Source organism: Streptomyces sp. NPDC005402 (assembly GCF_040606575.1).
GTDB lineage: Bacteria > Actinomycetota > Actinomycetes > Streptomycetales > Streptomycetaceae > Streptomyces.
In genome coordinates, this window is sequence record NZ_JBEXFB010000003.1 from 201,680 (window position 1) to 227,938 (window position 26,259).

Here is a 26,259-nt window from a genome sequence, read left to right on the forward strand (position 1 = left end):
CAGAGGCCCGGACATGTCGTCGGCCCCCATCAACACACAGTTCCCGCCCGCTCACAGAACCCTCACTCCGGAGACTCCGACCGCCCTCGCCCGCCTTCCGCACCCAGCCCCCGCGCCCCCTCGCACTCGTCGGCGCCCCGCCTCCGGCACCCCGTCATGCACCCCCTCGTGGACCGGGTGCGGATTCCGCTCCGCGACCCTGCATGATGGCCCTGACAAGGGAGGATCCGCGATGCCGTCACTTCGGGCACTACTGGCCGTGCCGGTCTCCCTGGCGCTGCTCGCCCTGGCCCCGACCGCCTCCCCGGCCCCCTCGGCCCCGCCCTCGGACGGACTGCTTCCGCTGCTGGTGGCTCAGGGCGGTGCTCCCGCCGCGGCGCTCCTGGCCCGCGAACAGAGCGGAAGCCGTTACGCCGAGGCGGGCCCGGGAATCGGCAGCGCCGACCACTTCCGCGCCGGCAGCATCACCAAGACCTTCATCGCGACGGTCGTCCTCCAACTGGCCGCCGAACACCGGCTGAAGCTGTCCGACACGGTGGAGCAGCACCTGCCCGGTCTGGTGCGCGGAGCGGGCAACGACGGCCGCGCGCTGACCCTGCGCGCCCTGCTCACCCACACCAGCGGCCTGAACGACTTCGCCGCGGACACCCTGGGCCTGGTTCCCCTCACCCCTGTTCAAGCCGTCCGTATCGCACTCACCCACCCTCCGGCCGACCCCGGCCGCTATGCGTACTCGAACACCAACTACGTCCTGCTCGGCATGGTGATCCAGCAGGTCACCGGCGACTCCTACGCCGCCGAGGCCGAGCGGCGGATCATCGTCCCGCTGCGTCTGACGGGCACCTCCTTTCCTGGTGCGCGCACCTCTCTTCCCTCCCCGCACGGCCGTGCCTACACCGCCGACGGGTCCGACGTCACCGCGCTCGACCCGCGGGTGGCCGGGGCCGCGGGCGAGCTGGTGAGCACCCTCGCCGACCTGGACCGCTTCTACGCGGCACTGCTCGGCGGCCGGCTGCTGTCCCCGTACTGGCTGCACGAGATGACGGACACCCGCACCGCACACGGCCTGTACGGCATGGGGCTGTTCCCGGTGAAGCTGCCGTGCGGCACGACGGTGTGGGGGCACAACGGCCGCATCACCGGCAGCTACGTGCGCAGCGCAGCCACGGTCGGCGGCCGTCGCGTCCTCACCTTCCGCGTGAACACGACGTCGATCGCGGACCCCGACCTCGAACCGGCCATGCTCGCCGCCGAGTTCTGCCCCCGCACCTCGTAGAACGAGCGGGTCCCGAACGAAGATCCCGGCTCACGACACTCGTTCGAGTGACGCTCACTCAAGCGCGGTCGGCAGCCGAGCCGTACTCGGACGCAGCCCGGCCTCAGAGCGGCGCGATGTCCGGCGCCCCCAACCGCGCCGCGTCCGCCGTCAGGTCGTCCGGCTGCCGCTGCGACTCCCGCTCCGCCTCCACCCGCTTCTCGTAGTGCTCGACCTCGCGCTCGATCTGGTCCTTGTCCCAGCCCAGCACCGGCGCCATCAGCTCGGCGGCCTCGCGGGCGGAGCGCACCCCCCGGTCGAAGGTCTCGATGGAGATACGGGTGCGCCGGGTCAGCACATCGTCCAGATGCCGTGCGCCCTCGTGCGAGGCGGCGTAGACGATCTCGGCGCGCAGGTAGTCGTCGGCGGCCTGTAGCGGCTCGCCCAGCGTGGCGTCCGAGGCGATGAGGTCGAGGACCTCCTCCGCAAGGCTGCCGTACCGATTCAGCAGATGTTCGACCCGGACGACATGAAGCCCGGTCCGCGCCGCGATCCGCGCCCGCGCGTTCCACAGCGCCCGGTAGCCCTCGGCGCCCAGCAGCGGTACGTCCTCGGTGACGCATTCGGCGACCCGGCTGTCGAGCCCGTGCACCGCCTCGTCGACGGCGTCCTTCGCCATCACCCGGTAGGTCGTGTACTTGCCGCCCGCCACGACGACGAGTCCCGGCACCGGATGCGCCACGGTGTGCTCGCGGGAGAGCTTGCTGGTGGCGTCCGACTCACCGGCGAGCAGAGGCCGAAGGCCCGCGTACACGCCCTGCACGTCGTCCCGGGTCAGCGGCACCGCGAGCACCGAGTTCACATGCTCCAGCAGATAGTCGATGTCCGCGCTGGACGCGGCCGGGTGGGCCTTGTCGAGGTCCCAGTCGGTGTCGGTGGTGCCGATGATCCAGTGCCGGCCCCAGGGGATGACGAACAGCACGGACTTCTCGGTGCGCAGGATCAGTCCGGTCGAGGAGTGGATGCGGTCCTTGGGCACGACGAGGTGGATGCCCTTGGAGGCGCGGACGTGGAACTGTCCGCGCTCGCCGACCATCGCCTGGGTGTCGTCGGTCCACACCCCGGTCGCGTTGACCACCTGCTTGGCGCGGATCTCGTACTCCCCGCCCGCCTCGACGTCCTGCACCCGGGCCCCGACCACCCGCTCGCCCTCGCGCAGGAACCCGGTCACCCGTGCGCGGTTGGCGGTTTTGGCGCCGTAGGCGGTCGCCGTGCGCACGAGGGTGGCCACGAAGCGGGCGTCGTCCATCTGAGCGTCGTAGTACTGCAACGCTCCGACCAGGGCGTCCTTCCTCAATGCGGGTGCGACACGCAGGGCGTGACGGTGGCTCAGGTGCCGGTGCCCGGGCAGTCCCCGGCCGTGTCCCCGGGCCATCGACATGGCGTCGTAGAGCGCGACGCCCGAACCGGCGTACCACCGCTCCCACCCCTTGTGCTGCAAGGGATACAGGAAGGGCACGGGCTTCACGAGATGCGGGGCGAGCCGCTCCAGCAGGAGTCCGCGCTCCTTCAACGCCTCGCGCACGAGGGCGAAGTCGAGCATCTCCAGATAGCGCAGGCCGCCGTGGATCAGCTTGCTGGAGCGGCTGGAGGTGCCCGACGCCCAGTCACGCGCCTCGACCAGCCCCACGGACAGGCCCCGGGTTACCGCGTCGAGCGCGGTACCCGCACCGACCACGCCGGCTCCCACCACCAGGATGTCCAGTTCACGCTCGGCCATTGCTGCGAGTGACTCGGCGCGCTGCGCCGGCCCCAGTGTCGCTGTCCTCACCACTGCTGCCTCCAGCTGTAGATCGCACCGGTCACCGTCACGGGCCGGATCTTCCTTGAGGAGTGGCCCGGTCCGTATCCCCCATGCCCAAATTCTGACCGGGTTGCCCGACTTCAGCCACCAGTCACCCTCAGCCTGTGGATAACTTTCACCGCTGCGTAGGCCAAAGCTCACAACCCCACAGGAAGACACACGGAATCAATCCCGTATTTCGGTCATATTTACTCCTAGTCTGACATTGCGCTCGCTCGTCCAGTCCACAGGGCTTGCGCACCTGTCCCGCTTCGGTTACTGGGAAGGACGGCCCACGCCATGCCCGCAGATCTCGCCGTGATCGGACTCGGTCCCTACGGACTGCCCCTGGCCCAGGCCGCTGTCGCAGCCGGCATCTCCACCCTCGGCTACCGCACCGGCCCCGAGGCCGGCTCCCTCAGCCCCGCCGAACTGCGCCGGATGCTCTCGGGGGGCTTCCGGACAGCCGCGGGCCCGGCCGAACTCGGCCGCGTCCGTACGGCGGTCATCTGCGCGCCGACCCCGGCGGGCCCGGACGGCGGTCTGGACCTGAGCCAGGTGGAGGCGGCCGCCCGCACGCTGAGCACCCACCTGCGCCCGCACACCACCGTCATCCTGGAATCCCCCGTGCCGCCGGGCACCACCGAGGAATTCCTGCGCCCGCTCCTCGAGAAGGGTTCGGGCCTGCGCGCGGGCCGCGACTTCCACCTCGCGTACTCGCCCACGCGCGTGGACCCCGGCAACCGGGACTTCACGCCCGCCACCACCCCCAAGGTGATCGGCGGCCTCACGCCCGCGTGCACGGAGTCGGCCGCGGCCTTCTACTCGCGCCTGACCGACAAGGTGGTACGCGCGCGTGGCCCGCGCGAGGCGGAGGCGGTCCAGCTCCTGGAGACCAACTTCCGGCACGTCAACATCGCCCTCGTCAACGAGATGGCCGTCCTCTGCCACGACCTCGGCGTCGACCTCTGGGACGTCATCCGATGCGCGGAGACCAAGCCCTTCGGCTTCCAGGCCTTCCGCCCCGGCCCCGGCGTCGGCGGCCACGCGGTCCCCCGGGACTTCAGGGGCGCCGGCCGCTCCCTGCGCATGGTCGAACTCGCCCGGCAGGTCAACGACCAGATGCCGCGTTACGTCGTCCAACGCGCCGCGGCCCTCCTCAACGAGCACGGCAAGTCCGCCCGGGGCGCCCGCGTCCTCCTGCTCGGCGTCACCTACAAGCCCGACCTCGCCGACCAGCAGGGCACGCCCGCCCAGGAGGTCGCCGTACGCCTGATGGAACTCGGCGCCTCCGTCAGCTACCACGACCCCCACGTCCCGTCCTGGAGCGTCCTGGACCGTCCGGTCCCCCGCGCGGACTCCCTCTACGAGGCGGCGGCCGACGCGGACCTGACGATCCTGCTCCAGCAGCACCGGACGTACGACCTCCAGGGCCTGTCGGTGAAGGCACAGCTGTTGCTGGACACGCGGGGGGCCACACCGACAGGGGCGGCGCACCGCCTCTGACGTCAAAACGCCGGTGGCTCTGTCGGACCCACCTGTTAATCTCCCCTCACTCGTCGCACAGTCGTGCGCACGCTTCTCTGCTTCACCATTCCGCTCGTTCCATCCCGTGGGGGGATTTCTGTCATGAGCCAGTCAGCACCACCGCCTGCCCAGCCGCCTGTCGAGCCTGCCGAGCCGCAGGCCCAGCCCCAGCCGGTCGACGGCAACCCGTACGCGCAGCAGCCGGCCGACGGCGCTCCGTACGCCCCGCAGCCGGGCGCCGTACCCCCGCCTCCGGCACCGGGAGTCCCGTACGGGGCCGCCCCCGCCCCCGCCCCTGTGCGCAACAACGTCGGCCTCGGTCTGCTGGCCGCCTTCGTCGCCGCCGTGGTCGCCGGCGGTGTCTACGGCGCGATCATCGGCCTGACCAAGCACGAGATCGGCTGGGCGGCGGTCGGCGTCGGCTTCCTGGTCGGCCTCGCCGCAGGGCGTTTCGGTGGCCGCAACCCCGTGCTGCCGGTCGTGAGCGCGGTCCTGTCGCTGGGCTCCGTCTACGTCGGCCAGCTGGTGGGCGAGGCCATGATCGGTGCCAAGGAGACCCCGCTGAGCTTCAGCGAACTCTTCTTCCAGCACTTCGACATCCTCCAGGAGGCCTGGAAGGCGGACGCCGACCCGCTGACGTTCGTGTTCTTCGCGATCGCCGCGTACGTCGCCTTCACCGGCGCCAAGAAGGCGGCGCACTGACGCTGCCGGTGCCCGGCGAAGGGGCGGCGCATCGGTTGTGAAGGGGGGCGCGCGGGTGTGGCGGGCTCCTGGGCTGGTGGCACGCAGGGGGCGGCACGGGTACCTTACGGAGACAGGTGGGGTCGGTCGCAGTGGCTACTGCGGCAGGCTCCTGGATGGATCACGGAGTGTCCGCCCCTATGTCCTTTGGGGGCGACCGCTCACCTTCACACCCACCGGGTGGAGCCCACCGCAGTGACCGCTGCGGCAGGCTCCTGGATGGTTCACGGAGTGTCCGCCCCTAGTCGACTTGGGGGCGGCCGCTCACCATCCGAAAATCCGCAAGATCCACCTCCTCCGGCACTTCACCATCCGAAGACGGATCCGGTCCCAGCGGGTGGGCTTACGGTGGCGACCCATCGGCGCCCCCTTCCACGACACCGCCCAGTGGCCCGGTGAGACGGTTCGTCGGACATCGGGCCGGGCCCCGAGGAGCGGGGTCCGGAACCAAATCCTTGGAAGGGGGCGCTCCAGAAGACTGGGGCGCCGACACGGACGCTATCGCCCCCGACCCGGCTGACCAGCCCGTTTCCGTCCCGAACGCAACCGCGCGCCCCCGCACCACCCCACGCGCCGTCCGCCTCGCGAAGCCCCAGGGCACGCAAAGGGCCGGCCACCCCAACCCGGGATGACCGGCCCTCAAGCCGCCGTAAGCCCTGCCGCTACCGCTTGTGCTGCGAGTCCGCGACCGTCACCTCGACGCGCTGGAACTCCTTCAGCTCGCTGTAGCCGGTCGTGGCCATCGCCCGCTTCAGCGCGCCGAAGAAGTTCATCGAGCCGTCCGGGATGTGCGACGGGCCCGTCAGGACCTCCTCGATGGTGCCGACCGTGCCGAGGTCGACCTTCTTGCCGCGCGGCAGCTCCTCGTTCACGGCCTCCATGCCCCAGTGGTGGCCACGACCCGGCGCGTCCGTCGCGCGGGCGAGCGGGGAGCCCATCATCACCGCGTCCGCGCCGCAGGCGATCGCCTTGGGGAGGTCGCCGGACCAGCCGACACCGCCGTCGGCGATCACGTGCACGTACCGGCCGCCGGACTCGTCCATGTAGTCACGCCGGGCAGCGGCGACGTCCGCGACCGCGGTCGCCATCGGGACCTGGATACCCAGCACGTTGCGCGTGGTGTGCGCCGCGCCGCCGCCGAAGCCGACCAGGACGCCCGCCGCGCCGGTGCGCATCAGGTGCAGGGCCGCGGTGTACGTGGCGCAGCCGCCGACGATCACCGGGACGTCGAGCTCGTAGATGAACTGCTTCAGGTTCAGCGGCTCGTGCGAACCGGAGACGTGCTCCGCCGAGACCGTCGTACCGCGGATGACGAAGATGTCCACGCCCGCGTCCACGACCGCCTTGGAGAACTCGGCGGTGCGCTGCGGGGAGAGCGCGGCCGCCGTGATCACGCCCGAGTCGCGCACCTCCTTGATGCGCTGCCCGATCAGCTCCTCCTTGATGGGGGCGGTGTAGATCTCCTGGAGGCGCCGGGTGGCGTTGTCCACGTCCAGCCCGGCGATCTCGTCGAGCAGCGGCTGTGGGTCCTCGTACCGCGTCCACAGACCTTCGAGGTTCAGCACGCCCAGGCCGCCGAGCTCGCCGATGCGGATCGCGGTGGCCGGGGAGACGACCGAGTCCATGGGGGCGGCCAGGAACGGCAGCTCGAAGCGGTAGGCGTCGATCTGCCAGGCGATCGAGACCTCCTTCGGGTCGCGCGTACGACGGCTGGGGACGACGGCGATGTCGTCGAAGGCGTACGCCCGGCGGCCGCGCTTGCCGCGCCCGATCTCGATCTCAGTCACGATGTGTGGCCTTTCCCTGATGCGTTGCAGCGCCTTCCAGTATCCCCGACGGGTACGGCGAGGGCGGCCCCGGATGCTCCCGGGACCGCCCATCGAGGACTGAGGCCTACTTACGGCTGTAGTTCGGCGCCTCGACCGTCATCTGGATGTCGTGCGGGTGCGACTCCTTCAGACCCGCCGAGGTGATCCGCACGAAGCGGCCCTTGGACTCCATCTCGTCGATGGTGGCCGCGCCCACGTAGCCCATGGTCTGGCGCAGCCCGCCGACGAGCTGGTGCAGGACGCTGGACAGCGGGCCGCGGTAGGGCACCTGGCCCTCGATGCCCTCGGGCACGAGCTTGTCGTCCGCGGAGACCTCGGCCTGGAAGTAGCGGTCCTTGGAGTACGACCTGCCCTGGCCCCGGGACTGCATGGCACCGAGCGAGCCCATGCCGCGGTACGACTTGAACTGCTTGCCGTTGATGAACTGGAGCTCGCCGGGCGACTCCTCGCAACCGGCGAGGAGTGAGCCGAGCATCACGGTGTCGGCGCCGGCGGCGAGCGCCTTGCCGATGTCGCCGGAGTACTGCAGGCCGCCGTCGCCGATCAGCGGGATGCCCGCGGGACGGGCGGCGAGGGAGGCCTCGTAGATGGCGGTGACCTGCGGGACGCCGATGCCGGCGACCACGCGGGTGGTGCAGATGGAGCCCGGTCCGACGCCGACCTTGATGCCGTCGACACCGGCGTCGATCAGTGCCTGGGCGCCGTCACGGGTGGCGACGTTGCCGCCGATCACGTCGACGCCGACGCTGGATTTGATCTTCGACATCCAGCTGAGGGCGTTGCTGTTGTGGCCGTGCGAGGTGTCGACGACCAGGAAGTCCACCCCGGCCTCGGCGAGCGCCTGGGCGCGCTCCAGGGCCTCGGGGCTGGCGCCGACGGCGGCACCGACGAGCAGGCGGCCCTCGGAGTCCTTGGCGGCGTTGGGGTACTTCTCCGCCTTGACGAAGTCCTTGACGGTGATCAGGCCCTTGAGGACGCCCACCTCGTCGACGAGGGGAAGCTTCTCGATCTTGTGGCGGCGCAGCAGTTCCATGGCGTCGGTGCCGGAGATGCCGACCTGGCCGGTGACCAGCGGCATCGGCGTCATGACCTCGCGCACCTGACGGCTGCGGTCCGACTCGAAGGCCATGTCGCGGTTGGTGACGATGCCGAGGAGCTTGCCGGCCGGGTCGGTGACCGGGACGCCGCTGATGCGGAACTTGGCGCACAGGGCGTCGGCCTCGGCGAGGGTCGCCTCCGGGTGCACGGTGATCGGGTCGGTGACCATCCCTGACTCGGACCGCTTCACCAGGTCGACCTGGTTGACCTGGTCCTCGACGGAGAGGTTGCGGTGCAGCACGCCGACGCCGCCGAGGCGGGCCATCGCGATGGCCATGCGGGACTCGGTCACCTTGTCCATGGCGGCCGAGAGCAGCGGGATGTTGACCCGGACGTTGCGGGAGATGCGGGACGAGGTGTCGACCGCGTTGGGGAGCACCTCGGACGCTCCCGGCAGCAGCAGCACGTCGTCGTAGGTCAGCCCGAGTGTCGCGAATTTACCGGGCACTCCGTCGACGTTTGCAGTCATGACACCTTCCCCAAATGGCCTTGATCGGTGCGGATGTCCATGCTAACGGGAAGCAAGGATGTCGAATTCCACGGTTCGGCCCCGCTCCGGGCTTCGTATGTTCGTACGGAACCGGCGCCTCGCCCGTTCATGAGCACGCCCTACTGCTCGGCCAGCGCCCGCAGTCTGCTCAGCGCCCGGTGCTGCGCAACTCGGACCGCACCGGGTGACATTCCCAACATCTGACCCGTCTCCTCCGCCGTCAACCCCACGGCGATGCGCAGCAGCAGCAGCTCGCGCTGGTTCTCGGGGAGGTTGGCCAGGAGTTTCTTGGCCCATTCGGCGTCACTGCTGAGCAGCGCCCGCTCCTCGGGGCCGAGCGAGTCGTCCGGCCGCTCGGGCATCTCGTCCGAGGGGACGGCCGTGGAACCGGGATGGCGCATCGCGGCGCGCTGCAGGTCGGCGACCTTGTGCGCGGCGATGGCGAAGACGAACGCCTCGAAGGGGCGCCCGGTGTCCCGGTAGCGCGGCAGGGCGAGGAGGACGGCTACGCAGACCTCCTGCGCGAGGTCCTCCACGAAGTGCCGGGCATCGCCCGGGAGACGCGACAGCCGGGTGCGGCAGTAGCGCAGGGCCAGCGGGTGGACATGGGCGAGCAGGTCGTGCGTGGCCTGCTCGTCCCCTTCCACGGCACTGTGGACGAGCGCACCGATCGCCCCATGGGGATGAGCCGCCTCGTCGTCACGCATCGGTCCATGGTGCCCTGGCGTCGTTGGATCCGTGGCATCGCGCTGGTTGTTGTGCACCGAAGCGTTATGAGCAGGTGCGCCGGAACTCATACCCTGCGCCCTCCCCTTCCGCTCGACCGACTCGTCCCCGAGAGACTCCACATCTCCAAGGATGCGGCATCCGCCACGAAACAAGCAGCGGGGCGTCGAAGGGGCCGCTCGACCGCGCCCCTTCCGGGGCGCGGGGAACTGCGCGACCAGCCACAACGGGCCCGCACCAATACGACGACCGATCCGACCGAGTCCCTAACGGACCAGGCCCCACCGGAATCCGAGCGCCACGGCGTGCGCCCGGTCCGAAGCCCCGAGCTTCTTGAACAGCCGCCGCGCATGCGTCTTGACGGTGTCCTCGGACAGGAACAGCTCACGTCCGATCTCGGCATTGGACCGGCCGTGGCTCATGCCCTCGAGAACCTGGATCTCACGCGCGGTGAGCGTCGGCGCCGCGCCCATCTCCGCCGACCGCAGCCGGCGCGGGGCGAGCCGCCAGGTCGGGTCGGCGAGCGCCTGCGTCACCGTGGCCCGCAACTCCGCGCGCGAGGCGTCCTTGTGGAGGTAGCCCCGCGCACCGGCGGCGACCGCGAGGGCGACCCCGTCGAGGTCCTCCGCGACCGTGAGCATGATGATGCGCGCACCGGGGTCCGCGGACAGCAGTCGCCGCACGGTCTCGACGCCGCCCAGACCGGGCATGCGTACGTCCATCAGAATCAGGTCCGAGCGGTCCGCGCCCCAGCGGCGGAGGACTTCCTCGCCGTTGGCCGCGGTCGTCACGCGCTCGACGCCGGGCACGGTCGCGACCGCGCGGCGCAGCGCCTCTCGGGCAAGCGGGGAGTCGTCGCAGACGAGGACGGATGTCATGGCCGCCCTCCGCAGCTGATGCACGTCACCTTGAGCCTCCAGGCTGGTACGAAATCGTCACCTGTGCGGTCGACCGTCTCGGACGCCTGCCCGAGCACTTGTTGCTTCAACCGCCTCCGCACTCTCAACGACGGTCACCCGAAAGAGTTACGGGGCTGCGCACTGTCTTCGGCACTCTACGTGAGGGCGCGGACACGGTGCAGACATGCACGACGGACCCACAACGTTTCATCACAACCCATGCCCCATTCAGACCCTTTTCTTCCCATTTCCTGGTGTCTGAGGCTAGATTCGCAATGAGTCATATTTTCATCTCCTTAGATCGTAGATGTACGGTCGTGGACACCGTATCCGCCCAGAACGGCTACAAGGGGTCACGCAATGGCAGATTTCTCCCGCCTTCCCGGACCGAACGCGGACCTGTGGGACTGGCAGCTCCTGGCCGCCTGTCGCGGGGTGGACAGCTCGCTCTTCTTCCATCCGGAGGGCGAGCGCGGTGCGGCGAGGAGCGCTCGCGAGAACTCGGCCAAGGAGGTCTGCATGAGGTGCCCGGTGCGCGCGCAGTGTGCGGCGCACGCGTTGGCGGTGAGAGAGCCGTACGGCGTGTGGGGCGGGCTGACCGAGGACGAGCGCGAGGAGCTCATGGGACGGGCGCGGCACCGGCTGGTGTCGGCGTCAGCCGTCGGGGGCGGCTCACCGAACAATTGAAGGAACGTTTCTCCTGGAAGGGCACGCGCGCGCGTGCCCTTCCCTCTGTCCGGAGGCCTACCGGTCGGCCGCGCGGGCCAGCTGCTCCAGCGTCGCCGCCACCGCGGGCACCTGCGCCAGGTCGGGCAGGGTGAGCGCGACGATCTCCCGCCGGACCGCCGGTTCCAGCGCCACCGTGCGCGCCCCCCGTGGCCGTACGGACTCGACGGCGAGCTGAGGCAGGACGGCGACGCCGAGGCCCGCGCCCACCAGGCCGACGACCGCCGGGTAGTCGTCGGTCGCGAAGTCGATGCGGGGCGTGAAGCCGGCCCCCTCGCACACCTCGACCAACTGGCCGCGGCAGCGCGGGCATCCGGCGATCCACGACTCCCCGGCCAGCTCCCCGATGGCCACGGACCCCGCGCGCGCGAGCCGGTGCCGCTCCGGTACCAGGGCGACGAGCCGGTCGCTCAGGAGGGGCCGTACGACCAGGTCGTCCCACTCGTCGCCGCCCGCGGCCCCCCCGTACCGGAACGCGAGCGCGATGTCGCAGTCGCCCTCTTTCAGCAGGCCGACGGAGTGCGGGGGCTCGGCCTCCTCCAGGGAGACCCGGGTGCCGGGGTGGGCGGCGCGCAGGGCGGCGAGGGCGGTGGGGACGAGGGTGGAGCTGCCGCTGGGGAAGGAGACGAGTCGGACGCGCCCGGCCCGCAACCCGGCGATGGCGGCGACCTCCTCCTCCGCCGCCGTGAGGCCCGCCAGGATGCCGGCGGCGTGGCGCACCAGGGCCTGGCCGGCCTCGGTCAGCCGCATCTCGCGTCCGCTGCGGATGAGCAGCGGCGTGCCCACGGACGTCTCCAGAGCCTTCATCTGCTGGCTGACGGCGGGCTGGGTGCAGCCCAGTTCGCGTCCCGCGGCGGAGAAGGAACCGGTGGCGGCGACGGCGCGCAGGACTCGGAGATGTCGGGCCTCGATCACCTTGTGAGGATAAGCCGTGCTTTGGTACGGCGCCCAATAATGCGTGGCACCTTTGGGCGCCGGTCCCCTACCGTGCCGCCATGAGGGTTCTGTCGGTGAATCTGGGCCGCGCGAAGGCCGTTCCGTACACGGACAATCCGGAGGGCGTCACCGGTATCGACAAGCGGCCGGTCGACGGGCCGGTGCGGGTGGCCGCGCCCGGCCCCAAGGGCATCGGCGGCAGCGGGCTCGCCGGGGACGCGGTGTGCAAGAGGCAGCACCACGGCGGCGACGACCAGGCCGTGTACGCGATGGCGCGCGAGGACCTCGACGAGTGGGAGGGCGAGCTGGGCCGCCCTCTGGCCGATGGGGCGTTCGGCGAGAACCTCACGACCGAGGGCATCGACGTCTCCGGCGCGCGGATCGGCGAACGCTGGCGCATCGGGCCCGAGGTGGTGCTGGAGGTCACCAGCGCGCGGATCCCGTGCGGCACCTTCCAGGGCCACATGGGCGAGCAGCGCTGGGTGAAGCGGTTCACGCGGAAGGGCGCGCCGGGTGCGTATCTGCGGGTGATCCAGCCGGGTGAGATCCGTACCGGGGACCCGGTCGAGATCGTGCACCGGCCGGACCACGACGTGACGGTCGCCCTGGCGTTCCGGGCGATGACCACTGAACGGCCGCTCCAGCCACGGCTGTTGGCGGCGGGTGAGGCGCTCCATCCGGAGCTGCGGAAGTGGGCGCTCGAATATGTGGAGAAGCACGGCGCCTGACGGCCCCTCGGCAAGCGGACGCTGTCGGTCCCGGTCATTAACCTTGCGCCATGACAACGGCATTGATTACGGGTTCGACCGCGGGCATCGGTGCCGCGTTCGCACGACGGCTGGCGGCTGACGGGCACAACCTGGTGCTGGTGGCCCGCGACACCAAGCGGCTCCAGGACCAGGCGACCGAACTCCACGACCGCCACGGCATCGAGGCCGAGGTCCTCACCGCCGACCTCGCCACGGACCCCGGCATCGAGGCGGTCGCCGCCCGCCTCGGCGACCGCAGGTCCCCCGTCGACCTCCTCGTCAACAACGCCGGCTTCGGCAACAAGGGGCGCTATCTCGACGTCTCCATGGCCGACGAGCTCAAGATGCTCAAGGTGCACTGCGAGGCGGTGCTGCGACTGACGTCGGCGGCGTCGGAGGCGATGCGGGAGCGGGGGCGCGGCGGAGTCGTGAACGTCGCGTCGGTGGCCGCGTTCGTGCCGCGCGGGACGTACGGCGCCTCGAAGGCGTGGGTCGTGCAGTTCACGCAGGGTGCGGCGCGGGATCTGGCGGGCAGCGGGGTCCGTCTGATGGCCCTGTGCCCGGGTTTCGTGCGGACCGAGTTCCACCAGCGGGCCGGTATGGGCACGGACAACATCCCCGGCTGGATGTGGCTCGACGCGGACAAACTGGTCGCCGCGGCCCTCACCGACCTGTCCCGCGGCAAGACCCTGTCGATCCCGGACCCGCGGTACAAGGCCCTCATGGGGCTGGTGAAGGTGGCGCCGCGGGGGCTGCTGGGCGGGATCACGTCGAAGACCGGGCGGAAGTACGGGCCGCAGTGAACGTCCCGGCCAGCGCGTGCCGTCATGATGCCTGCGGGCGGACAATGGTGCCGTAATGCCGGACCCAGGGGGGCCGGAGGCGATGGCGAGATGACCTTCGTACAGCTCATCGACTGCAGGACCAGCCGTTTCGACGAGATGGACCGGCTGATGGACACATGGGTCGAGCAGACCAAGGGGAAGCGGACCGCGACGCACGCGGTGGTCGGCAAGGACCGGTCCGACGCGTCGCACTTCGTCGAGATCGTGGAGTTCCCGTCGTACGAGGAGGCGATGCGCAATTCGGGGCTGCCGGAGACCGAACGGATCTTCCAGGGCATGGTCGCGCTGTGTGAGGAGATGCCGACCTTCACCGACCTGGACGTGGTGCGGGACGAGCAGCTCGACCCGGCCGTCGCACGGGAGTTCTTCGAGCAGGCCGGACGGGTCGGGACGGCGGAGCTGTTCGAGCGGTTCACCGACGACTACCTCGACCACGATCCCGCCAATCCCGGGGATCTGGGGCTCGCCGCGGCACGCGAGGAGTACGAGGGGTGGGGGCGGGCCTTCGACTACACCTTCCGGGTGGACGACCAGATCTCCCAGGGCGACCAGGTGTGCACCCGCTGGACCTGGGCGGGGAAGCACATCGGCGAGTTCGTGGGCATCCCGGCGAGCGGACAGAACGTCACGATGACCGGGACCACCTGGCACCGGTTCCGGGACGGGCGGATCTGCGAAGGATGGTGGCAGTACGACCGGGCGGGGCTGATGGCACAGCTGGGGGTGCTCGGCGAGTGACCGGGTGACCGGAATAGGCCCGCGAAGGGGAAAGCCCCCGTTCCCTCTCCGGAGAGAGAGGGGACGGGGGCTCCTTCGAGCTGTGGGCTCAGTGGGAGTGGCCGTGGCCGTGACCACCGGCGGCCGGCTCCTCCTCTTCCTTCTTCTCGACGACCAGGGTCTCGGTCGTCAGAAGGAGGGAGGCGATGGAGGCGGCGTTCTCCAGGGCGGAGCGGGTGACCTTGACCGGGTCGATGACGCCGGCCTTGACCAGGTCGCCGTACTCGCCGGTCGCGGCGTTGAAGCCCTGGCCCTTGTCGAGCTCGGCGACCTTGGAGGTGATGACGTAACCCTCCAGGCCGGCGTTCTCGGCGATCCAGCGCAGCGGCTCGACGACCGCGCGGCGGACCACGGCGACACCGGTGGCCTCGTCGCCGGTCTTGCCGAGGCCGCCCTCGAGCACCTTGGCGGCGTGGACGAGCGCGGAGCCACCACCGGAGACGATGCCCTCCTCGACCGCGGCGCGGGTCGCGGAGATGGCGTCCTCCAGACGGTGCTTCTTCTCCTTCAGCTCCACCTCGGTGGCGGCGCCGACCTTGATCACGCACACGCCGCCGGCCAGCTTCGCGAGGCGCTCCTGGAGCTTCTCGCGGTCCCAGTCGGAGTCGGTGTTCTCGATCTCGGCCTTGATCTGGGCGACGCGGCCCGTGACCTCGGAGGAGTCGCCGGCACCGTCGACGACCGTGGTGTCGTCCTTGGTGACGGTGACGCGGCGGGCGGAGCCCAGCACGTCCAGGCCGACCTGGTCGAGCTTGAGGCCGACCTCCTCGGAGATGACCGTGGCGCCGGTGAGGACCGCCAGGTCCTGGAGCATCGCCTTGCGGCGGTCACCGAAGCCGGGGGCCTTGACGGCGACCGCGTTGAAGGTGCCGCGGATCTTGTTGACGACCAGGGTCGACAGGGCCTCGCCCTCGACGTCCTCGGCGATGATCAGCAGCGGCTTGGAGGCGCCCGCCTGGATGACCTTCTCGAGGAGGGGCAGCAGGTCCTGGATCGAGGAGATCTTGCCCTGGTTGATCAGGATGTACGGGTCGTCGAGGACGGCCTCCATACGCTCCTGGTCGGAGACCATGTACGGGGACAGGTAGCCCTTGTCGAAGGCCATGCCCTCGGTGAAGTCCAGCTCCAGACCGAAGGTGTTGGACTCCTCGACGGTGATGACACCGTCCTTGCCGACCTTGTCCATCGCCTCGGCGATGAGCTCGCCGACCTGGCTGTCCTGGGCGGACAGACCGGCGACGGCCGCGATGTCGGACTTCTCGTCGATCGGGCGCGCGGTCGCGAGCAGCTCGTCGGAGATGGCCTTGACGGCGGCGTCGATGCCCTTCTTCAGGGCGGCCGGGGAGGCACCCGCGGCGACGTTCTTCAGGCCCTCGCGCACGAGCGCCTGGGCGAGCACGGTGGCGGTGGTGGTGCCGTCACCCGCGATGTCGTTGGTCTTGGTCGCCACCTCCTTCACCAGCTGGGCACCGAGGTTCTCGTACGGGTCCTCGATCTCGACCTCACGGGCGATCGTGACGCCGTCGTTGGTGATGGTGGGAGCGCCGAACTTCTTGTCGATGACGACGTTGCGGCCCTTGGGGCCGATCGTCACCTTGACCGTGTCGGCAAGCTTGTTGACGCCGCGCTCGAGGGCGCGACGGGCGTCCTCGTCGAACTTCAAAATCTTCGCCATGGGAGCGTGAGCCCTCTCGGAAATCTAGGTGAAAAGAGACTGCGCCCCGGGCGCCCGGCTTGTTAGTGGTCGCGGGGGCCAGGGGCGCAGCTCAGAGAAATGCTGGGGTGAATTACTTCTCGATGATCGCGAGCACGTCGCGAGCCGAGAGGACGAGGTACTCCTCGCCGTTGTACTTCACCTCGGTGCCGCCGTACTTGCTGTACAGCACGATGTCGCCGACGGAGACGTCGAGCGGAAGACGGTTACCGTCCTCGAAGCGGCCCGGGCCCACGGCCAGGACGACGCCCTCCTGGGGCTTCTCCTTCGCCGTGTCCGGGATGACCAGGCCAGAGGCGGTGGTCTGCTCGGCGTCGAGCGGCTGGACCACAATGCGGTCCTCGAGCGGCTTGATGGCAACCTTGGAGCTGGTGGTCGTCACGATCCGACCTCCCCCTTCGGAGATCACGGGGTTGACTGTCTGAGGTGGCGACCAGGTCGATCCGTCGTCGCGGGTGCCGGACCTGCCCGTCGCTGTGTTGGCACTCTCCAGGGGGGAGTGCCAGACCCGAGACTATGACCGCGATTAGCACTCGGTCAAGCGGAGTGCCAATTCGCCACGAGACGAGGGTCAGATCGGCCGCAACAGGCGAGCCGTCGGCGGTCGCTACAGATAGTCCTCCAGCCGTCCCACCGTCAGCCCCCGTCGCTGGATCTCCCGGAGCACCCTCGTCGTGCGTTCCGTCAGGGTCGGTCCCGCCGCCTCGCCCGATGCCACCGAGACGATGTCTCCCGCCCGCAGCGGCCGCTGCGGCGCGCCGCCCCGCAGCGACACGCTCCACAGCACCACCGCCGAGAGGCCGCAGTCGGCCGCCGCGCGCAGGGTCGTGCGGTCGTACGTGCCGTAGGGCGGCCGGAACAGCCGCGGCCGGATCCCGAAGCGGGAGCGCACCTTCTCCTGCTGGCCGCAGATCTCGGCGCGCTGGCCGGGGTACGGCAGGCCGCGCAGGGCGGGGTGGTCGAGGGTGTGGTTCTGGATGTTCGCGCCGACCGACTGGAGGCGCGCGAAATGGCCGTACCCGGGGCCGACGACGCTGTCCGTGAGGAACATGCTGACGGGCAGCCGCAGTTCCCGGACCAGGTCGACGAACCGCGGGTCCTTCTCCGCGCCGTCGTCGTAGGTGAGGAAGACGACCTTGTCGGGCGTCTCGACACGCCGCACGACCGGTGGCAGGCCTCCCCGGCCGACCGCCGCGCGGGCCGGCACCCGTGGGGGCGCGGGCAGCGGAGCCGTCAGGCCCCAGTGGCGGTACGGCCGTCCGTCCGCCCCGGCCGGCCCGTGCGACCCCACCCGCTGCGCCGCCTTCTTCCCCAGCCGCTCGATGGGGTCGACGGACTGGGCGCAGCCGGCGAGGAGTACGGCCGCCAGCCCCGCGGCGATGACGGTCCGCGGTCTCACAGGTAGTCCTCGAGGCGTGCGACGGCGTATCCCTCGGCCGTGACCTTGTCCAGGAAGCGGCGGACCATGTCGGTCATCGTGCCCTTCCAGTCCTGTCGGCCGCGGAAGTGGCTGAGCACGATGTCGCCGGGGTGGATCCTCTGGTCCTCCTCGCGGTACTCCCAGTGGTCGACGAAGACCTCTTCGTTCCAGATCGGCGCGTACCTGATGCCGCAGGAGCCGGCCGCGCGCAGGGTGTTCTCGTTGTAGTTGCCGTAGGGCGGGCGGAAGAGTGCGGGCCGTGTGCCGTAGTGCTTCTCCATGACGTCCTGCATCCCGCAGATCTCGCGCTTCTGGCGGGCGTACGACAGCCCGGGCAGGTAGGGGTGGTGCAGCGTGTGGTTGTTGAGTACGACCCCGCTGTCCTGCATCTTCCGGAAGTAGTTGTAGTCGTCCTTGATCAGGTAGTCGCTGAGGAAGGCGGTGTACGGGATCTTCAGGTCGCTCATCATCCGCAGGAACGCGGGGTCCTTCTCCGCACCGTCGTCGATGGTGAGGAAGACGATCTTCTGCTCGGTGGGGATCGTGGTGAAGACCGGCGGCAGCCCCTTCTCCTCGTGGCCGTCGACCTCGAATCCGCGACGGGTGGTGATGCGGGGCTTGGTCACGGGCGCCGGCGGGGCCGTCAGCGGGGGCGTCCTGAGACCCCAGCGCCGGGCGGCCGCGATCTGGGCCTGCTCGGCACGGAGCCTGGCCGCCCGGACGACGGCCTTGTCGGCCTGGAGGTCGGCGGCGGGCGCCGGGGGTGCCTTGAGGGGGCGTTGCGGACGGGCGTCGGTCGCGGCCGGACGGGCGCAGCCGGAGATCAGGGCGGCCACGGCCAGGAGGACGAGTCCGCCGCGGATCGACACCGTCAATGCACCATTTTTATAGTTTTGTCCTACTGTTCCCATGGCGCCGGATCCTCGCAGGTCACGGCGTCGCACCCGGGCCGACACCACCGCTCGGAAGCGGACCGTCCACCGACTGGCCCACAATGACCCGGTGAACGACCTCGCCTCCCTCCTCACCCCCGAGGGCCGTGCCCTCCTCGACGAAGTGCGCGGCACCGCCCCCGCCGACGAACTCGCCGTCGCCACCCGGCTGCGCCGCGAGCACCCCGCCGAACTGGTCTCCGCGGCGCTCGGCCAGGCCCGGCTGCGGCAGCGGGCGGTGGCGAAGTTCGGATCCGGCGACGCGGAGCGGATGTTCTTCACGCCGAACGGGGTCGAGCAGTCGACGCGGGCGAGCGTGGCGGCCTACCGGGCGGAGCGGCTGCGGGCCCTGGGGGTCACCTCCGTCGCGGACCTGTGCTGCGGGATCGGCGGTGACGCGATCGCGCTGGCCCGCGCCGGGATCCGGGTCCTCGCGGTGGACCGGGACCCGTTGACGGCGGCGGCCGCGCGGGCGAACGCGGACGCGCTGGGACTCGCCGGCCTGATCGACGTACGGGAGGCGGATGTCACGGAGGTCGACACGGCCGCGTACGACGCCGTGTTCGTGGATCCGGCGCGGCGGGGCGGGCGGGGCCGCATCTTCGATCCGGAGGCCTACTCGCCGCCGCTGTCATGGGCCGTGCAGGCGGCTCTCAGGGCCCCGCACGCGGCGTTGAAGGTCGCGCCGGGCATCCCGCACGAGGCGGTTCCGGTAGAGGCCGAGGCGGAGTGGATCTCCGACGGCGGGGACGTGAAGGAGGCGGTGCTGTGGTTCGGCACCGCGCCGGGGGCGGTCCGGGCGACGCTGCTGCCGGGCCCACGGACGCTGCTCGGCCGGGGGCTCCCCGACCCCCAAGTCCGGTCCGTGGGGCGGTACTTGTACGAGCCCGACGGTGCCGCCATCCGGGCGCATCTGGTCGCCGAGGTGGCGGAGCAGGTCCAGGGCGGGCTCGTCGACGCCACCATCGCGTACGTGACGTCGGACTCCCTGCTTGCGACGCCGTACGCCACCGCCTACGAGATCACCGACCAACTCCCCTTCAACGTGAAGAAGTTGAAGGCGCTGCTGCGGGAGCGGCAGGTCGGGATCCTGACCGTGAAGAAGCGGGGGTCGGCCGTCGAGCCGGAGGAGTTGCGGCGGAAGGCTCTCCCCAAGCCGCAGGGGCCGCACGCGGCGACCGTGTTCCTGACCCGGGTCGCGGGGGCGCCGACGATGCTGATCGGCGCCCCCGCGAGGGCCGTCACTGGTGCTGGACGGTCCTGAGCGGCTCCAGGTGCGGGTCGGCGCCGACCGGGCCCGGCCGTGCCGCCGTGGCGGACGGGCCGTCACCGGCGCGCAGGGCCTGGCTGCTCATCCGGGTGCTCGCGGGCTCGTTGCCGTTGTAGTACGGCGTGTAGGCGACCTGCTTGCTGCTCGCGGCCATCGCGGCGCCCGCGGTGCTCAGCGCGCCCGCCGTCACCGAGCCCGTGCCGCCGTAGGCGATCGCGGAGTTGACACTCGCGGACTCGCGGAGCAGATAGCTCGCGACCTCCTTCGACAGGGCGGGGCGTGAGGTCCACAGCACGGGGCCGAAGACGTTCATCGCCGCGGCCGCGGACAGACCGTCGCGCCAGGAACCGGAGTAGGCGAGGGCGACATTGCCCGGCGCGCTCCACCAGAACTTGGCGAGGTTGACCGCGAGGCCTTCCTTCGTGCCGCTCGTGATCGGGTAGTACGAGTACGACGAGGGCCACCGGGAGAACGACGAGTGGGTCAGGGCGTACTTGGCGTCCGCGCCCACCGTGATGACCATGGTCTTGTTCGGGTTGAGGCCGTTGAGGTACGACTTCACCGACGAGGACAGCTTCTTGCCGTTGGTCAGGACGAGGCCGCCCGCGCTGCTCGTGCCGTCGGCGCCGGCCGCGGCGGCCGCCGGGAGGGACGCGTAGGCGTCGGTGCCGGAGGCCAGGAAGACGTACTTCGGACCGGTGGTGATCGTCTTGGCCACGGCGACCGAGGTCGCGAAGCGGTCCGCGCCGGTCAGCCGCTTGGGCGTGAAGCCGAGGGCCTTGACCTGGGAGGTGACGCTGCTGCTCAGGACGGACGTGCTGCCGAGGAGGTACACGTTCGCGCCGGGCTTCAGCACCCGCTTCAGCTCGGCCTTCACCGCGGAGGACAGGCCGGTCTTCGGGGTCGGCAGGACCGGTCCCTGCTTCTTGCCGGCCAGCGCGGGCGCGGTGAGCGCGTACGCCGTGCTGTCCCGGTTGGTCAGTACCGCGGCCTTGGCGTCCATCAGGCCCGGCACGTGCTGCCCCACCTTGTTCCAGGTCCAGCGGGAACCGGCGACCGTGGTGGTGTAGCTGTCGGAGCCCCAGACGCGCGCGGTGGTGTTCTGACGCAGCGGCTGCCAGCTGGGGTTGGAGCCCTGCGGGGTGCCGGGGACCGTCGTGAGAACGCCGGTGGCCAGGTCGACGTACGCGGTGGTCTGCACGTCGGTGCTGTCGCCCGTGGTGTGCGCGTCGAAGACGATGCGCGTGCCGGTCGGCGACCAGGACGGGTTGACGAAGTAGCCCGGGCCGGTGGTGACCTGCTTGACCTCGGTGCCGTCGCTCTTCGCCGTGAAGACCTGGAGCTTGCCGTCGGTGTCCTTGCGGACGAAGGCCAGCTTGGTGCCGTCGGGCGAGAAGGCGGGCTGCTCGGCGTTGGTCAGCACCCGCTTGACCGTCTTCGCCGTCGGGTCGAAGACGTAGACACCGGCGTTGTCGTAGCAGCCGTAGTTGGTACGGCGTTCGAAGGCGAGCAGGCCGGACGGGCTCGCCGTCGGGTCGGTGTCGCAGACGGTGGACGGTTCCTGGGCCGACGTCAGCAGCGGGCTGGGCGCGTAGGAGCCGTCGGAGGGGCCGTAGGCGAGCTGGCCGCCGGTGGAGAAGACGACGTAACGGCCGCCCCACCAGAAGGTCAGGTCCTCGTAGACGGCGCTGGAGCGCACGCCCTGCGCCGTGGGCAGGGTGAGCTTCGAGGCGCCGCTGGGGCGGATGCTGGTGAGGTCCTGGCCGTAGGCGGTGACGAACCGGCTGCCGTCCGGCGCCCAGGCCCCGTCGGAACCCGAGCCGGAGTTCGGGATTTGGCTCTTGTTTCCGGTGGCCGGGTCGACGAGCACCGGGCCGTCGGTGAGGATCCGGCCCTCGGTGCCCGGCCAGGGCCCGGCGTCGTCGGCGGCGGCGCCGGGCGCGGCGGCCAGGGTGCCCACCGCGGCGAGCGCCGCCGCGGTCGCGAGCGCCGCGGCACGGCGGCGCGTGAACAGTCTCAAGTTGTCATCCCCCACACGGGTCTTCACAGCCTCTCCACAGAGGCTCGGTCACTTTAGATCGCCAACGTGACACCAGGGGAACGGATTTACTGATGAACAACCATTCGACGACGGTTTTCTGACCGTTACTGACCGCACTCCCGTGCTCTGGCCAGCAGCAGCTCCCGCTCCCGTTCGTTGCGGGTCAGCGCGGCGGCCCGTTCGAACTCGGCCCGCGCCTCCGTCGTACGTCCGAGGCGGGCGAGGAGATCGCCGCGCACGCTCGGCAGCAGGTGGTAGTCGAGCAGGGCGGGTTCGTCGGTGAGCGTGTCGACGATCTCCAGGGCCGGGGCCGGACCCTCGGCCATCGAGATCGCGACCGCGCGGTTGAGTTCGACGACCGGGGAGGGGGCGCGGGCGGCGAGCAGGGCGTAGAGGGTGGCGATGGCAGGCCAGTCGGTCTCCTCGTAGGAGTACGCGTGCGCGTGGCAGGCGGCGATGGTGGCCTGGAGGACGTAGGGGCCGGGAGCACCGGCGGCCGTGGCCTCGGCGCGGCCCAGGGCCTTGATGCCGCGGGCGATGAGCATGCGGTTCCAGCGGCTGCGGTTCTGGTCCTTGAGGAGGACCGGCTCGCCGCTCGGTCCGGTGCGGGCGGCGGTGCGGGAGGCCTGGAACTCCAACAGGGCCGCGAGGCCGTGCACTTCGGGCTCCTTGGGCATGAGGGCGGACAGCAGGCGGGCCAGGCGCAGGGCGTCCTCGCAGAGGGAGGGGCGCAGCCAGTCGTCGCCCGCGGTGGCGGCGTAACCCTCGTTGAAGATCAGGTAGATGACGTCCAGGACCGAGCCGAGGCGGGCCTCGCGGTCGGGGCCGTAGGGCACCTCGAAGGCGATGTTCTTCGTGGCGAGGGTCCGCTTGGCGCGCACGATGCGCTGGGCGACCGTCGCCTCCGGGACGAGGAAGGCGCGGGCGATCTCCGGGGTGGTCAGACCGCCGAGCAGGCGCAGGGTGAGGGCGGTGCGGGCCTCCGCGGACAGCACCGGGTGGCAGGTGGTGAAGACGAGCCTGAGCAGGTCGTCGTCGATGTCCTCGGGGTCGGCGGGCTCCTCCGGCGGGGCGGTCTCCGACAGGTCCCGGCCGATCTCGGCCAGCTTGCGGGCGTAGTTCTCCCGGCGGCGGACCAGGTCCACGGCGCGGCGCCGCGCGATGGCCATGAGCCAGGCGCCCGGGTTGTCGGGAACGCCGTCGCGCGGCCACTGCTCCAGCGCGGCGACCAGCGCGTCCTGCGCGAGCTCCTCGGCGATGCCGACGTCCCGGACGACACGGGTGACACCGGCGATGATGCGCGGCGACTCCATGCGGAAGACAGTCTCGACGGAGGCTCGGGCATCGGTGCGGGAGGGCTGCGAGGTGGTCACAGCCCCCCATTCGACACCTGTACGGCCGTGGAGCCAAGGAAGCGGGCTCAGCCCTCCATGATCTCCCGCACCTCGCAGGTGACCGTCCAGTGCTCCTCGTGCACCTTCAGGAAGCGCTTGGTCCACTCGATCGCCTCGGCCATGTCCTTGGCCTGGACGATCGCGTATCCCCCGACGACCTCCTTCGCCTCGGTGAAGGGCCCGTCGGTCACCGACAGCTGCCCCTTCTCCCACCGCACCCGCGCGCCCTGCGCGGTCGGCGTGAGTCCGGCGGTGTCGAGCAGCACCCCGGCCTTCGTCATCTCCTCGATCAGCTCGCCCATGCGCTGCATCAGGGCGTCGCTGGGGCCCTCGGCGGGGGCGGTCTTCTCGTCGATCTGGATCATCGACAGGTAACGCGGCATGGTGACTCCTCGGTCGCTGCGGGGCCGGTCCTTCCCGGCCTCTCACCAGTGCGTCGATCGGGAGGGGGCGGGATCGACACAGGGCGCGGATTTCTTCGAGGATTTTTTTCCGGCCGACCACGCGTGCCGTCTGACCTGCGACGACAGCGACCTGCCGAACCGCGGCCGCGACTAGCGGAGCGACTCCCACAGCTCGCTCGCCGCCGGCTCCTTCGCCACCACCCGGTTCGGGTTCGAGGGCGCGGTCACGACCGGCATGGTCACCGTCCTCACCTCGTCGCTCGACAGGCCCTTCAGGCTCTCGCCGAGGCTCATCAGCTCGGTCAGGGAGTCGAGGCCGGTGTCGGTGGTGAGGCTGCCGGTGATCGCGTCGGCGACGGAGTACAGCTTGGTGGGGCCGGTCAGGAGGCCGGCGGAGGAGATCTGCTCCAGCAGGGCCTTCACCAGTTTCTGCTGGAGGCCTATGCGGCCGAGGTCGCTGCCGTCGCCTATGCCGTGCCGGGTGCGGGCGAGCGCGAGGGCCTGCTTGCCGTTCAGGTGGTGGGTGCCCGCCTTGAGACGCAGGTGGCTGTCGTCGTCGTCGATGTCCTCGTCCGTGGTGACCGTGACCCCGCCGAGGGTGTTCACCAGCTTCGCGAAACCGGAGAAGTCGATCTCGATGTAGTGGTCCATGCGGACGTCGGTGATCGACTCGACCGTCTTGACCGCGCACACCGGACCGCCCACCGAATACGCGCTGTTGAACATCGCGCCGTAGGCCACCGCCGTGGAGCCGCCGTCGGACAGCGGGCAGGACGGGCGGGTGACGAGGGTGTCGCGCGGGATGCTGACGACGGTGGCCGTGGTGCGGCCCGCGTCGATGTGCACCACCATCGCGGTGTCGGACCGGGCCCCGGTGCTGCTGCCGCCGCCGAGCGCCTGGTTCTCCTTGCCGCTGCGCGAGTCGGAGCCCAGGACCAGGATGTTGACGGCCTCGGTGGGCAGCGGAGCCTCCTGCGAGACCGAAGGGGTCGGGGTCACCTTCGCGGGGCGGTCGTCGCCGAGCGCGCTGTCGATGTCGACGCTCTTGATGTTGCTGTTGAGGTGCCAGTACGCCCAGCCCGCCGCGGCGCATCCCGCGACCAGGGCACCCGCGAGGGTGAGGCCGACGGCCTTCAGTACTCCCGGCCGTCGGCTCACGCGTCTGTCCTCGTCATCTCCGGTCACAATGAGGAACGTAAGTCCGAATTATTACGAGGAACGCCGTGCGGACGGCTTTCTTCGGAAAATCTCAGACTTCTCATTCCAGCGTCAGGACCGGCACCGGATTGCTGCCGCTCCACGAGCCGTTGAATCCGAAGGTCACCGAACCGCCGTCCGGCACGGTCCCGTTGTAGGAGGCGTTCGAGCAGCTGACCGCGGTCCCGGACTGGGTGCAGGTCGCGTTCCAGGCCTGGGTGACCCGCTGCCCCACGCCGTAGGTCCAGCCGACCTTCCAGGACGACAGTGCGGCACCCGAGCAGGAGATCCTCACCTGACCCGTGAAGCCCGTGTTCCACTGACTGGTCACGCTGTAGGCCGCGCTGCACGCACCCGTCGGCGGCGGCGTGGTCGTACCGCCCAGCGCCTCCGCGATCGCGTGGTACGCCGGTTTCGGCGCGTAGTTCTCGTCGTACGGCGTCGCGGCGCCCTGTCCCGGGAAGGTGCTCGGGATCCACGAGTCGGAGTCGGTGAAGCCCCAGACGGTGGCGCCGACGCAGCGCGCGACCGCCACGCACGCGTTCATGACGGCCTTGTAGTCGGCGGCCTGCTGGGTCAGCTTCGCGCTGTCGGAGGGCAGCGTCATCCGGATGTCCAGCTCGGTGATCGCCACGTCCACGCCGAGGTCGGCGAAGCGCTGGATGTTCTGCTGGAGCGTCGAGGGCACCTGGCCGACGATGAGGTGGGCCTGGAGTCCGACGCCGTCGATCGGAACCCCCTGCTCCTTGAGGGACTTGACCAGGTTGTACAGAGCGGTGCTCTTGGCGTTGACGCCCTCGACGTTGTAGTCGTTGATGTACAGCTTGGCGGCCGGGTCGGCGGCGCGGGCGGCGGTGAGGGCCTGGGCGATGTAGCCGGTGCCGAGGCCGTTGTACCAGAGGGTCTGGCGGTAGGTGCCGTCCTCGTTGAAGGGCTCGTTGACGACGTCCCAGGCGGCGAGGCGGCCCTTGTAGCGGCCCACTTCGAGCGCGATGTGATCGTTCATGAGCTGGCTGAGCTGGGCCGCGGTCCAGGTGCCGTTCGCCAGCCAGTTCGGGTTCTGGCTGTGCCAGACCAGGGTGTGGCCGCGCACCTGCTGGCCGTGCGCCTCGGCGAAGTTCACGATCTGGTCGGCCTCGGCCCAGTTGTAGCTGCCGCGGGTCGGCTCGACGGAGCCCCACTTCATGGCGTTGCCCGGGGTCAGGGAGTTGAACTGCGCCCCGGCGAGGTCGCCGTAGGTCCCGGTGAGCTTGGACCCGGTGACGGCCGTGCCGATGATCTTGCCCTTGGCGGCGGCGAGGTCGCGCAGCGGGGCGTCGGCGGCGCTCGCCACGGGGACCGACACGAGCAGCGCGAGGCCGCTCAGGAGGGACGCGAGGGATAAGCCGGTTCTCAGAGATCTCATTGCGGGTGCCTCCGAAAGTTTCGGTCGTGCAACCGATTGGC

The 26,259-nt window shown here is 70.5% G+C and carries 23 protein-coding genes; 8 read left to right on the forward strand and 15 right to left on the reverse strand.

Going from position 1 to position 26,259, the window contains the following annotated elements; all coding sequences use genetic code 11:
* Positions 1 to 232: 232 nt before the first annotated feature.
* Positions 233 to 1,276 (forward strand): serine hydrolase domain-containing protein, encoded by a 1,044-nt coding sequence (locus ABZT02_RS06735; RefSeq protein WP_356014945.1) that lies wholly within the window; start codon positions 233 to 235, stop codon positions 1,274 to 1,276.
* A gap of 103 nt (positions 1,277 to 1,379) precedes the next feature.
* On the opposite strand, the gene ABZT02_RS06740 is transcribed toward ABZT02_RS06735, so the two are convergent.
* Complete coding sequence (locus ABZT02_RS06740; RefSeq protein ID WP_356014947.1) at positions 1,380 to 3,086, reverse strand: glycerol-3-phosphate dehydrogenase/oxidase; 1,707 nt, start codon at positions 3,084 to 3,086, stop codon at positions 1,380 to 1,382.
* A 312-nt stretch (positions 3,087 to 3,398) separates the two neighbouring features.
* On the opposite strand from ABZT02_RS06740, the gene ABZT02_RS06745 reads away from it, so the two are divergent.
* Together ABZT02_RS06745 and ABZT02_RS06750 are read left to right on the forward strand one after the other, a co-directional pair.
* On the forward strand, positions 3,399 to 4,604 hold the full coding sequence (locus tag ABZT02_RS06745; RefSeq protein WP_356014949.1) for a nucleotide sugar dehydrogenase: 1,206 nt from the start codon (positions 3,399 to 3,401) through the stop codon (positions 4,602 to 4,604).
* Positions 4,605 to 4,727: 123 nt separating this feature from the next.
* Positions 4,728 to 5,327, forward strand: a complete 600-nt coding sequence (locus ABZT02_RS06750) for a hypothetical protein (RefSeq protein ID WP_356014952.1) — start codon at positions 4,728 to 4,730, stop codon at positions 5,325 to 5,327.
* A gap of 701 nt (positions 5,328 to 6,028) precedes the next feature.
* On the opposite strand, the gene ABZT02_RS06755 is transcribed toward ABZT02_RS06750, so the two are convergent.
* The 4 genes from ABZT02_RS06755 to ABZT02_RS06770 all read right to left on the reverse strand — a co-directional run bounded on the left by ABZT02_RS06755 (position 6,029) and on the right by ABZT02_RS06770 (position 10,387).
* Positions 6,029 to 7,153 (reverse strand): GuaB3 family IMP dehydrogenase-related protein, encoded by a 1,125-nt coding sequence (locus ABZT02_RS06755; RefSeq protein ID WP_356014954.1) that lies wholly within the window; start codon positions 7,151 to 7,153, stop codon positions 6,029 to 6,031.
* A gap of 106 nt (positions 7,154 to 7,259) precedes the next feature.
* The gene (gene guaB / locus ABZT02_RS06760) at positions 7,260 to 8,762 is read right to left on the reverse strand and encodes an IMP dehydrogenase (RefSeq protein ID WP_356014956.1); all 1,503 of its coding nucleotides are present in this window, start codon (positions 8,760 to 8,762) and stop codon (positions 7,260 to 7,262) included.
* 140 nt (positions 8,763 to 8,902) lie between these two features.
* A complete protein-coding gene (locus ABZT02_RS06765; protein WP_007384137.1) occupies positions 8,903 to 9,490 on the reverse strand; it encodes a sigma-70 family RNA polymerase sigma factor in 588 nt (195 codons plus the stop codon).
* 285 nt (positions 9,491 to 9,775) lie between these two features.
* The gene (locus ABZT02_RS06770; protein ID WP_003948568.1) at positions 9,776 to 10,387 is read right to left on the reverse strand and encodes a response regulator transcription factor; all 612 of its coding nucleotides are present in this window, start codon (positions 10,385 to 10,387) and stop codon (positions 9,776 to 9,778) included.
* Between the two features lie 381 nt (positions 10,388 to 10,768).
* Between ABZT02_RS06770 and ABZT02_RS06775 the strand changes: the two genes are divergently transcribed.
* Positions 10,769 to 11,095, forward strand: a complete 327-nt coding sequence (locus tag ABZT02_RS06775) for a WhiB family transcriptional regulator (RefSeq protein WP_356014958.1) — start codon at positions 10,769 to 10,771, stop codon at positions 11,093 to 11,095.
* A 57-nt stretch (positions 11,096 to 11,152) separates the two neighbouring features.
* Here the strand turns inward: ABZT02_RS06775 and ABZT02_RS06780 are convergent, their stop codons facing one another.
* Positions 11,153 to 12,049, reverse strand: a complete 897-nt coding sequence (locus ABZT02_RS06780) for a LysR family transcriptional regulator (protein WP_356014960.1) — start codon at positions 12,047 to 12,049, stop codon at positions 11,153 to 11,155.
* Between the two features lie 80 nt (positions 12,050 to 12,129).
* On the opposite strand from ABZT02_RS06780, the gene ABZT02_RS06785 reads away from it, so the two are divergent.
* The 3 genes from ABZT02_RS06785 (at position 12,130) to ABZT02_RS06795 (ending at position 14,402) form a co-directional block, all read left to right on the forward strand.
* Positions 12,130 to 12,798 (forward strand): MOSC domain-containing protein, encoded by a 669-nt coding sequence (locus ABZT02_RS06785; RefSeq protein ID WP_356014963.1) that lies wholly within the window; start codon positions 12,130 to 12,132, stop codon positions 12,796 to 12,798.
* A 50-nt stretch (positions 12,799 to 12,848) separates the two neighbouring features.
* Positions 12,849 to 13,622, forward strand: coding sequence for an SDR family oxidoreductase (locus ABZT02_RS06790; protein WP_356014965.1), 774 nt, complete (start codon positions 12,849 to 12,851; stop codon positions 13,620 to 13,622).
* 90 nt (positions 13,623 to 13,712) lie between these two features.
* Positions 13,713 to 14,402, forward strand: coding sequence for an ester cyclase (locus ABZT02_RS06795; protein WP_356014967.1), 690 nt, complete (start codon positions 13,713 to 13,715; stop codon positions 14,400 to 14,402).
* A gap of 88 nt (positions 14,403 to 14,490) precedes the next feature.
* On the opposite strand, the gene groL is transcribed toward ABZT02_RS06795, so the two are convergent.
* The 4 genes from groL to ABZT02_RS06815 form a co-directional block, all read right to left on the reverse strand.
* Positions 14,491 to 16,116: a chaperonin GroEL gene (groL, locus tag ABZT02_RS06800; protein ID WP_356014969.1), complete on the reverse strand. Its 1,626-nt coding sequence runs from the start codon at positions 16,114 to 16,116 to the stop codon at positions 14,491 to 14,493.
* A 112-nt stretch (positions 16,117 to 16,228) separates the two neighbouring features.
* Positions 16,229 to 16,537, reverse strand: a complete 309-nt coding sequence (gene groES / locus ABZT02_RS06805; protein WP_007384130.1) for a co-chaperone GroES — start codon at positions 16,535 to 16,537, stop codon at positions 16,229 to 16,231.
* Positions 16,538 to 16,762: 225 nt separating this feature from the next.
* The gene (locus ABZT02_RS06810; RefSeq protein WP_356014970.1) at positions 16,763 to 17,554 is read right to left on the reverse strand and encodes a polysaccharide deacetylase family protein; all 792 of its coding nucleotides are present in this window, start codon (positions 17,552 to 17,554) and stop codon (positions 16,763 to 16,765) included.
* Positions 17,551 to 18,486, reverse strand: coding sequence for a polysaccharide deacetylase family protein (locus ABZT02_RS06815; protein WP_356014972.1), 936 nt, complete (start codon positions 18,484 to 18,486; stop codon positions 17,551 to 17,553). Before ABZT02_RS06815 ends, ABZT02_RS06810 begins: the two co-directional genes overlap by 4 nt.
* A 91-nt stretch (positions 18,487 to 18,577) precedes the next feature.
* Between ABZT02_RS06815 and ABZT02_RS06820 the strand changes: the two genes are divergently transcribed.
* Positions 18,578 to 19,771, forward strand: a complete 1,194-nt coding sequence (locus tag ABZT02_RS06820) for a methyltransferase domain-containing protein (RefSeq protein ID WP_356014973.1) — start codon at positions 18,578 to 18,580, stop codon at positions 19,769 to 19,771.
* Here ABZT02_RS06820 and ABZT02_RS06825 read toward each other — a convergent pair.
* The 5 genes from ABZT02_RS06825 to ABZT02_RS06845 form a co-directional block, all read right to left on the reverse strand.
* A complete protein-coding gene (locus ABZT02_RS06825; RefSeq protein ID WP_356014976.1) occupies positions 19,749 to 21,797 on the reverse strand; it encodes a cell wall-binding repeat-containing protein in 2,049 nt (682 codons plus the stop codon). The two genes, ABZT02_RS06820 and ABZT02_RS06825, sit on opposite strands and share 23 nt — an antisense overlap.
* Positions 21,798 to 21,922: 125 nt before the next feature.
* A complete protein-coding gene (locus ABZT02_RS06830) occupies positions 21,923 to 23,131 on the reverse strand; it encodes a sigma-70 family RNA polymerase sigma factor (protein ID WP_356014978.1) in 1,209 nt (402 codons plus the stop codon).
* A 107-nt stretch (positions 23,132 to 23,238) separates the two neighbouring features.
* The gene (locus ABZT02_RS06835) at positions 23,239 to 23,595 is read right to left on the reverse strand and encodes a YciI family protein (RefSeq protein ID WP_356014980.1); all 357 of its coding nucleotides are present in this window, start codon (positions 23,593 to 23,595) and stop codon (positions 23,239 to 23,241) included.
* A gap of 171 nt (positions 23,596 to 23,766) precedes the next feature.
* Entirely contained in the window at positions 23,767 to 24,774 is a 1,008-nt protein-coding gene (locus ABZT02_RS06840) for an LCP family protein (protein WP_356014982.1), read from the reverse strand.
* Between the two features lie 100 nt (positions 24,775 to 24,874).
* On the reverse strand, positions 24,875 to 26,218 hold the full coding sequence (locus ABZT02_RS06845; protein WP_356014984.1) for an endo-1,4-beta-xylanase: 1,344 nt from the start codon (positions 26,216 to 26,218) through the stop codon (positions 24,875 to 24,877).
* Positions 26,219 to 26,259 lie beyond the last annotated feature (41 nt).

Excerpts from the sequence above, each read along its gene's own strand:
- ABZT02_RS06735 (WP_356014945.1), top strand. The coding sequence starts at position 233 with ATGCCGTCACTTCGGGCACTACTGGCCGTGCCGGTCTCCCTGGCGCTG.
- ABZT02_RS06745 (WP_356014949.1), top strand. The coding sequence starts at position 3,399 with ATGCCCGCAGATCTCGCCGTGATCGGACTCGGTCCCTACGGACTGCCC.
- ABZT02_RS06750 (WP_356014952.1), top strand. The coding sequence starts at position 4,728 with ATGAGCCAGTCAGCACCACCGCCTGCCCAGCCGCCTGTCGAGCCTGCC.
- guaB (WP_356014956.1), bottom strand. The coding sequence starts at position 8,762 with ATGACTGCAAACGTCGACGGAGTGCCCGGTAAATTCGCGACACTCGGG.
- ABZT02_RS06765 (WP_007384137.1), bottom strand. The coding sequence starts at position 9,490 with ATGCGTGACGACGAGGCGGCTCATCCCCATGGGGCGATCGGTGCGCTC.
- ABZT02_RS06770 (WP_003948568.1), bottom strand. The coding sequence starts at position 10,387 with ATGACATCCGTCCTCGTCTGCGACGACTCCCCGCTTGCCCGAGAGGCG.
- ABZT02_RS06775 (WP_356014958.1), top strand. The coding sequence starts at position 10,769 with ATGGCAGATTTCTCCCGCCTTCCCGGACCGAACGCGGACCTGTGGGAC.
- ABZT02_RS06785 (WP_356014963.1), top strand. The coding sequence starts at position 12,130 with ATGAGGGTTCTGTCGGTGAATCTGGGCCGCGCGAAGGCCGTTCCGTAC.
- ABZT02_RS06790 (WP_356014965.1), top strand. The coding sequence starts at position 12,849 with ATGACAACGGCATTGATTACGGGTTCGACCGCGGGCATCGGTGCCGCG.
- ABZT02_RS06795 (WP_356014967.1), top strand. The coding sequence starts at position 13,713 with ATGACCTTCGTACAGCTCATCGACTGCAGGACCAGCCGTTTCGACGAG.
- groL (WP_356014969.1), bottom strand. The coding sequence starts at position 16,116 with ATGGCGAAGATTTTGAAGTTCGACGAGGACGCCCGTCGCGCCCTCGAG.
- ABZT02_RS06815 (WP_356014972.1), bottom strand. The coding sequence starts at position 18,486 with ATGGGAACAGTAGGACAAAACTATAAAAATGGTGCATTGACGGTGTCG.
- ABZT02_RS06830 (WP_356014978.1), bottom strand. The coding sequence starts at position 23,131 with ATGGAGTCGCCGCGCATCATCGCCGGTGTCACCCGTGTCGTCCGGGAC.
- ABZT02_RS06835 (WP_356014980.1), bottom strand. The coding sequence starts at position 23,595 with ATGCCGCGTTACCTGTCGATGATCCAGATCGACGAGAAGACCGCCCCC.
- ABZT02_RS06845 (WP_356014984.1), bottom strand. The coding sequence starts at position 26,218 with ATGAGATCTCTGAGAACCGGCTTATCCCTCGCGTCCCTCCTGAGCGGC.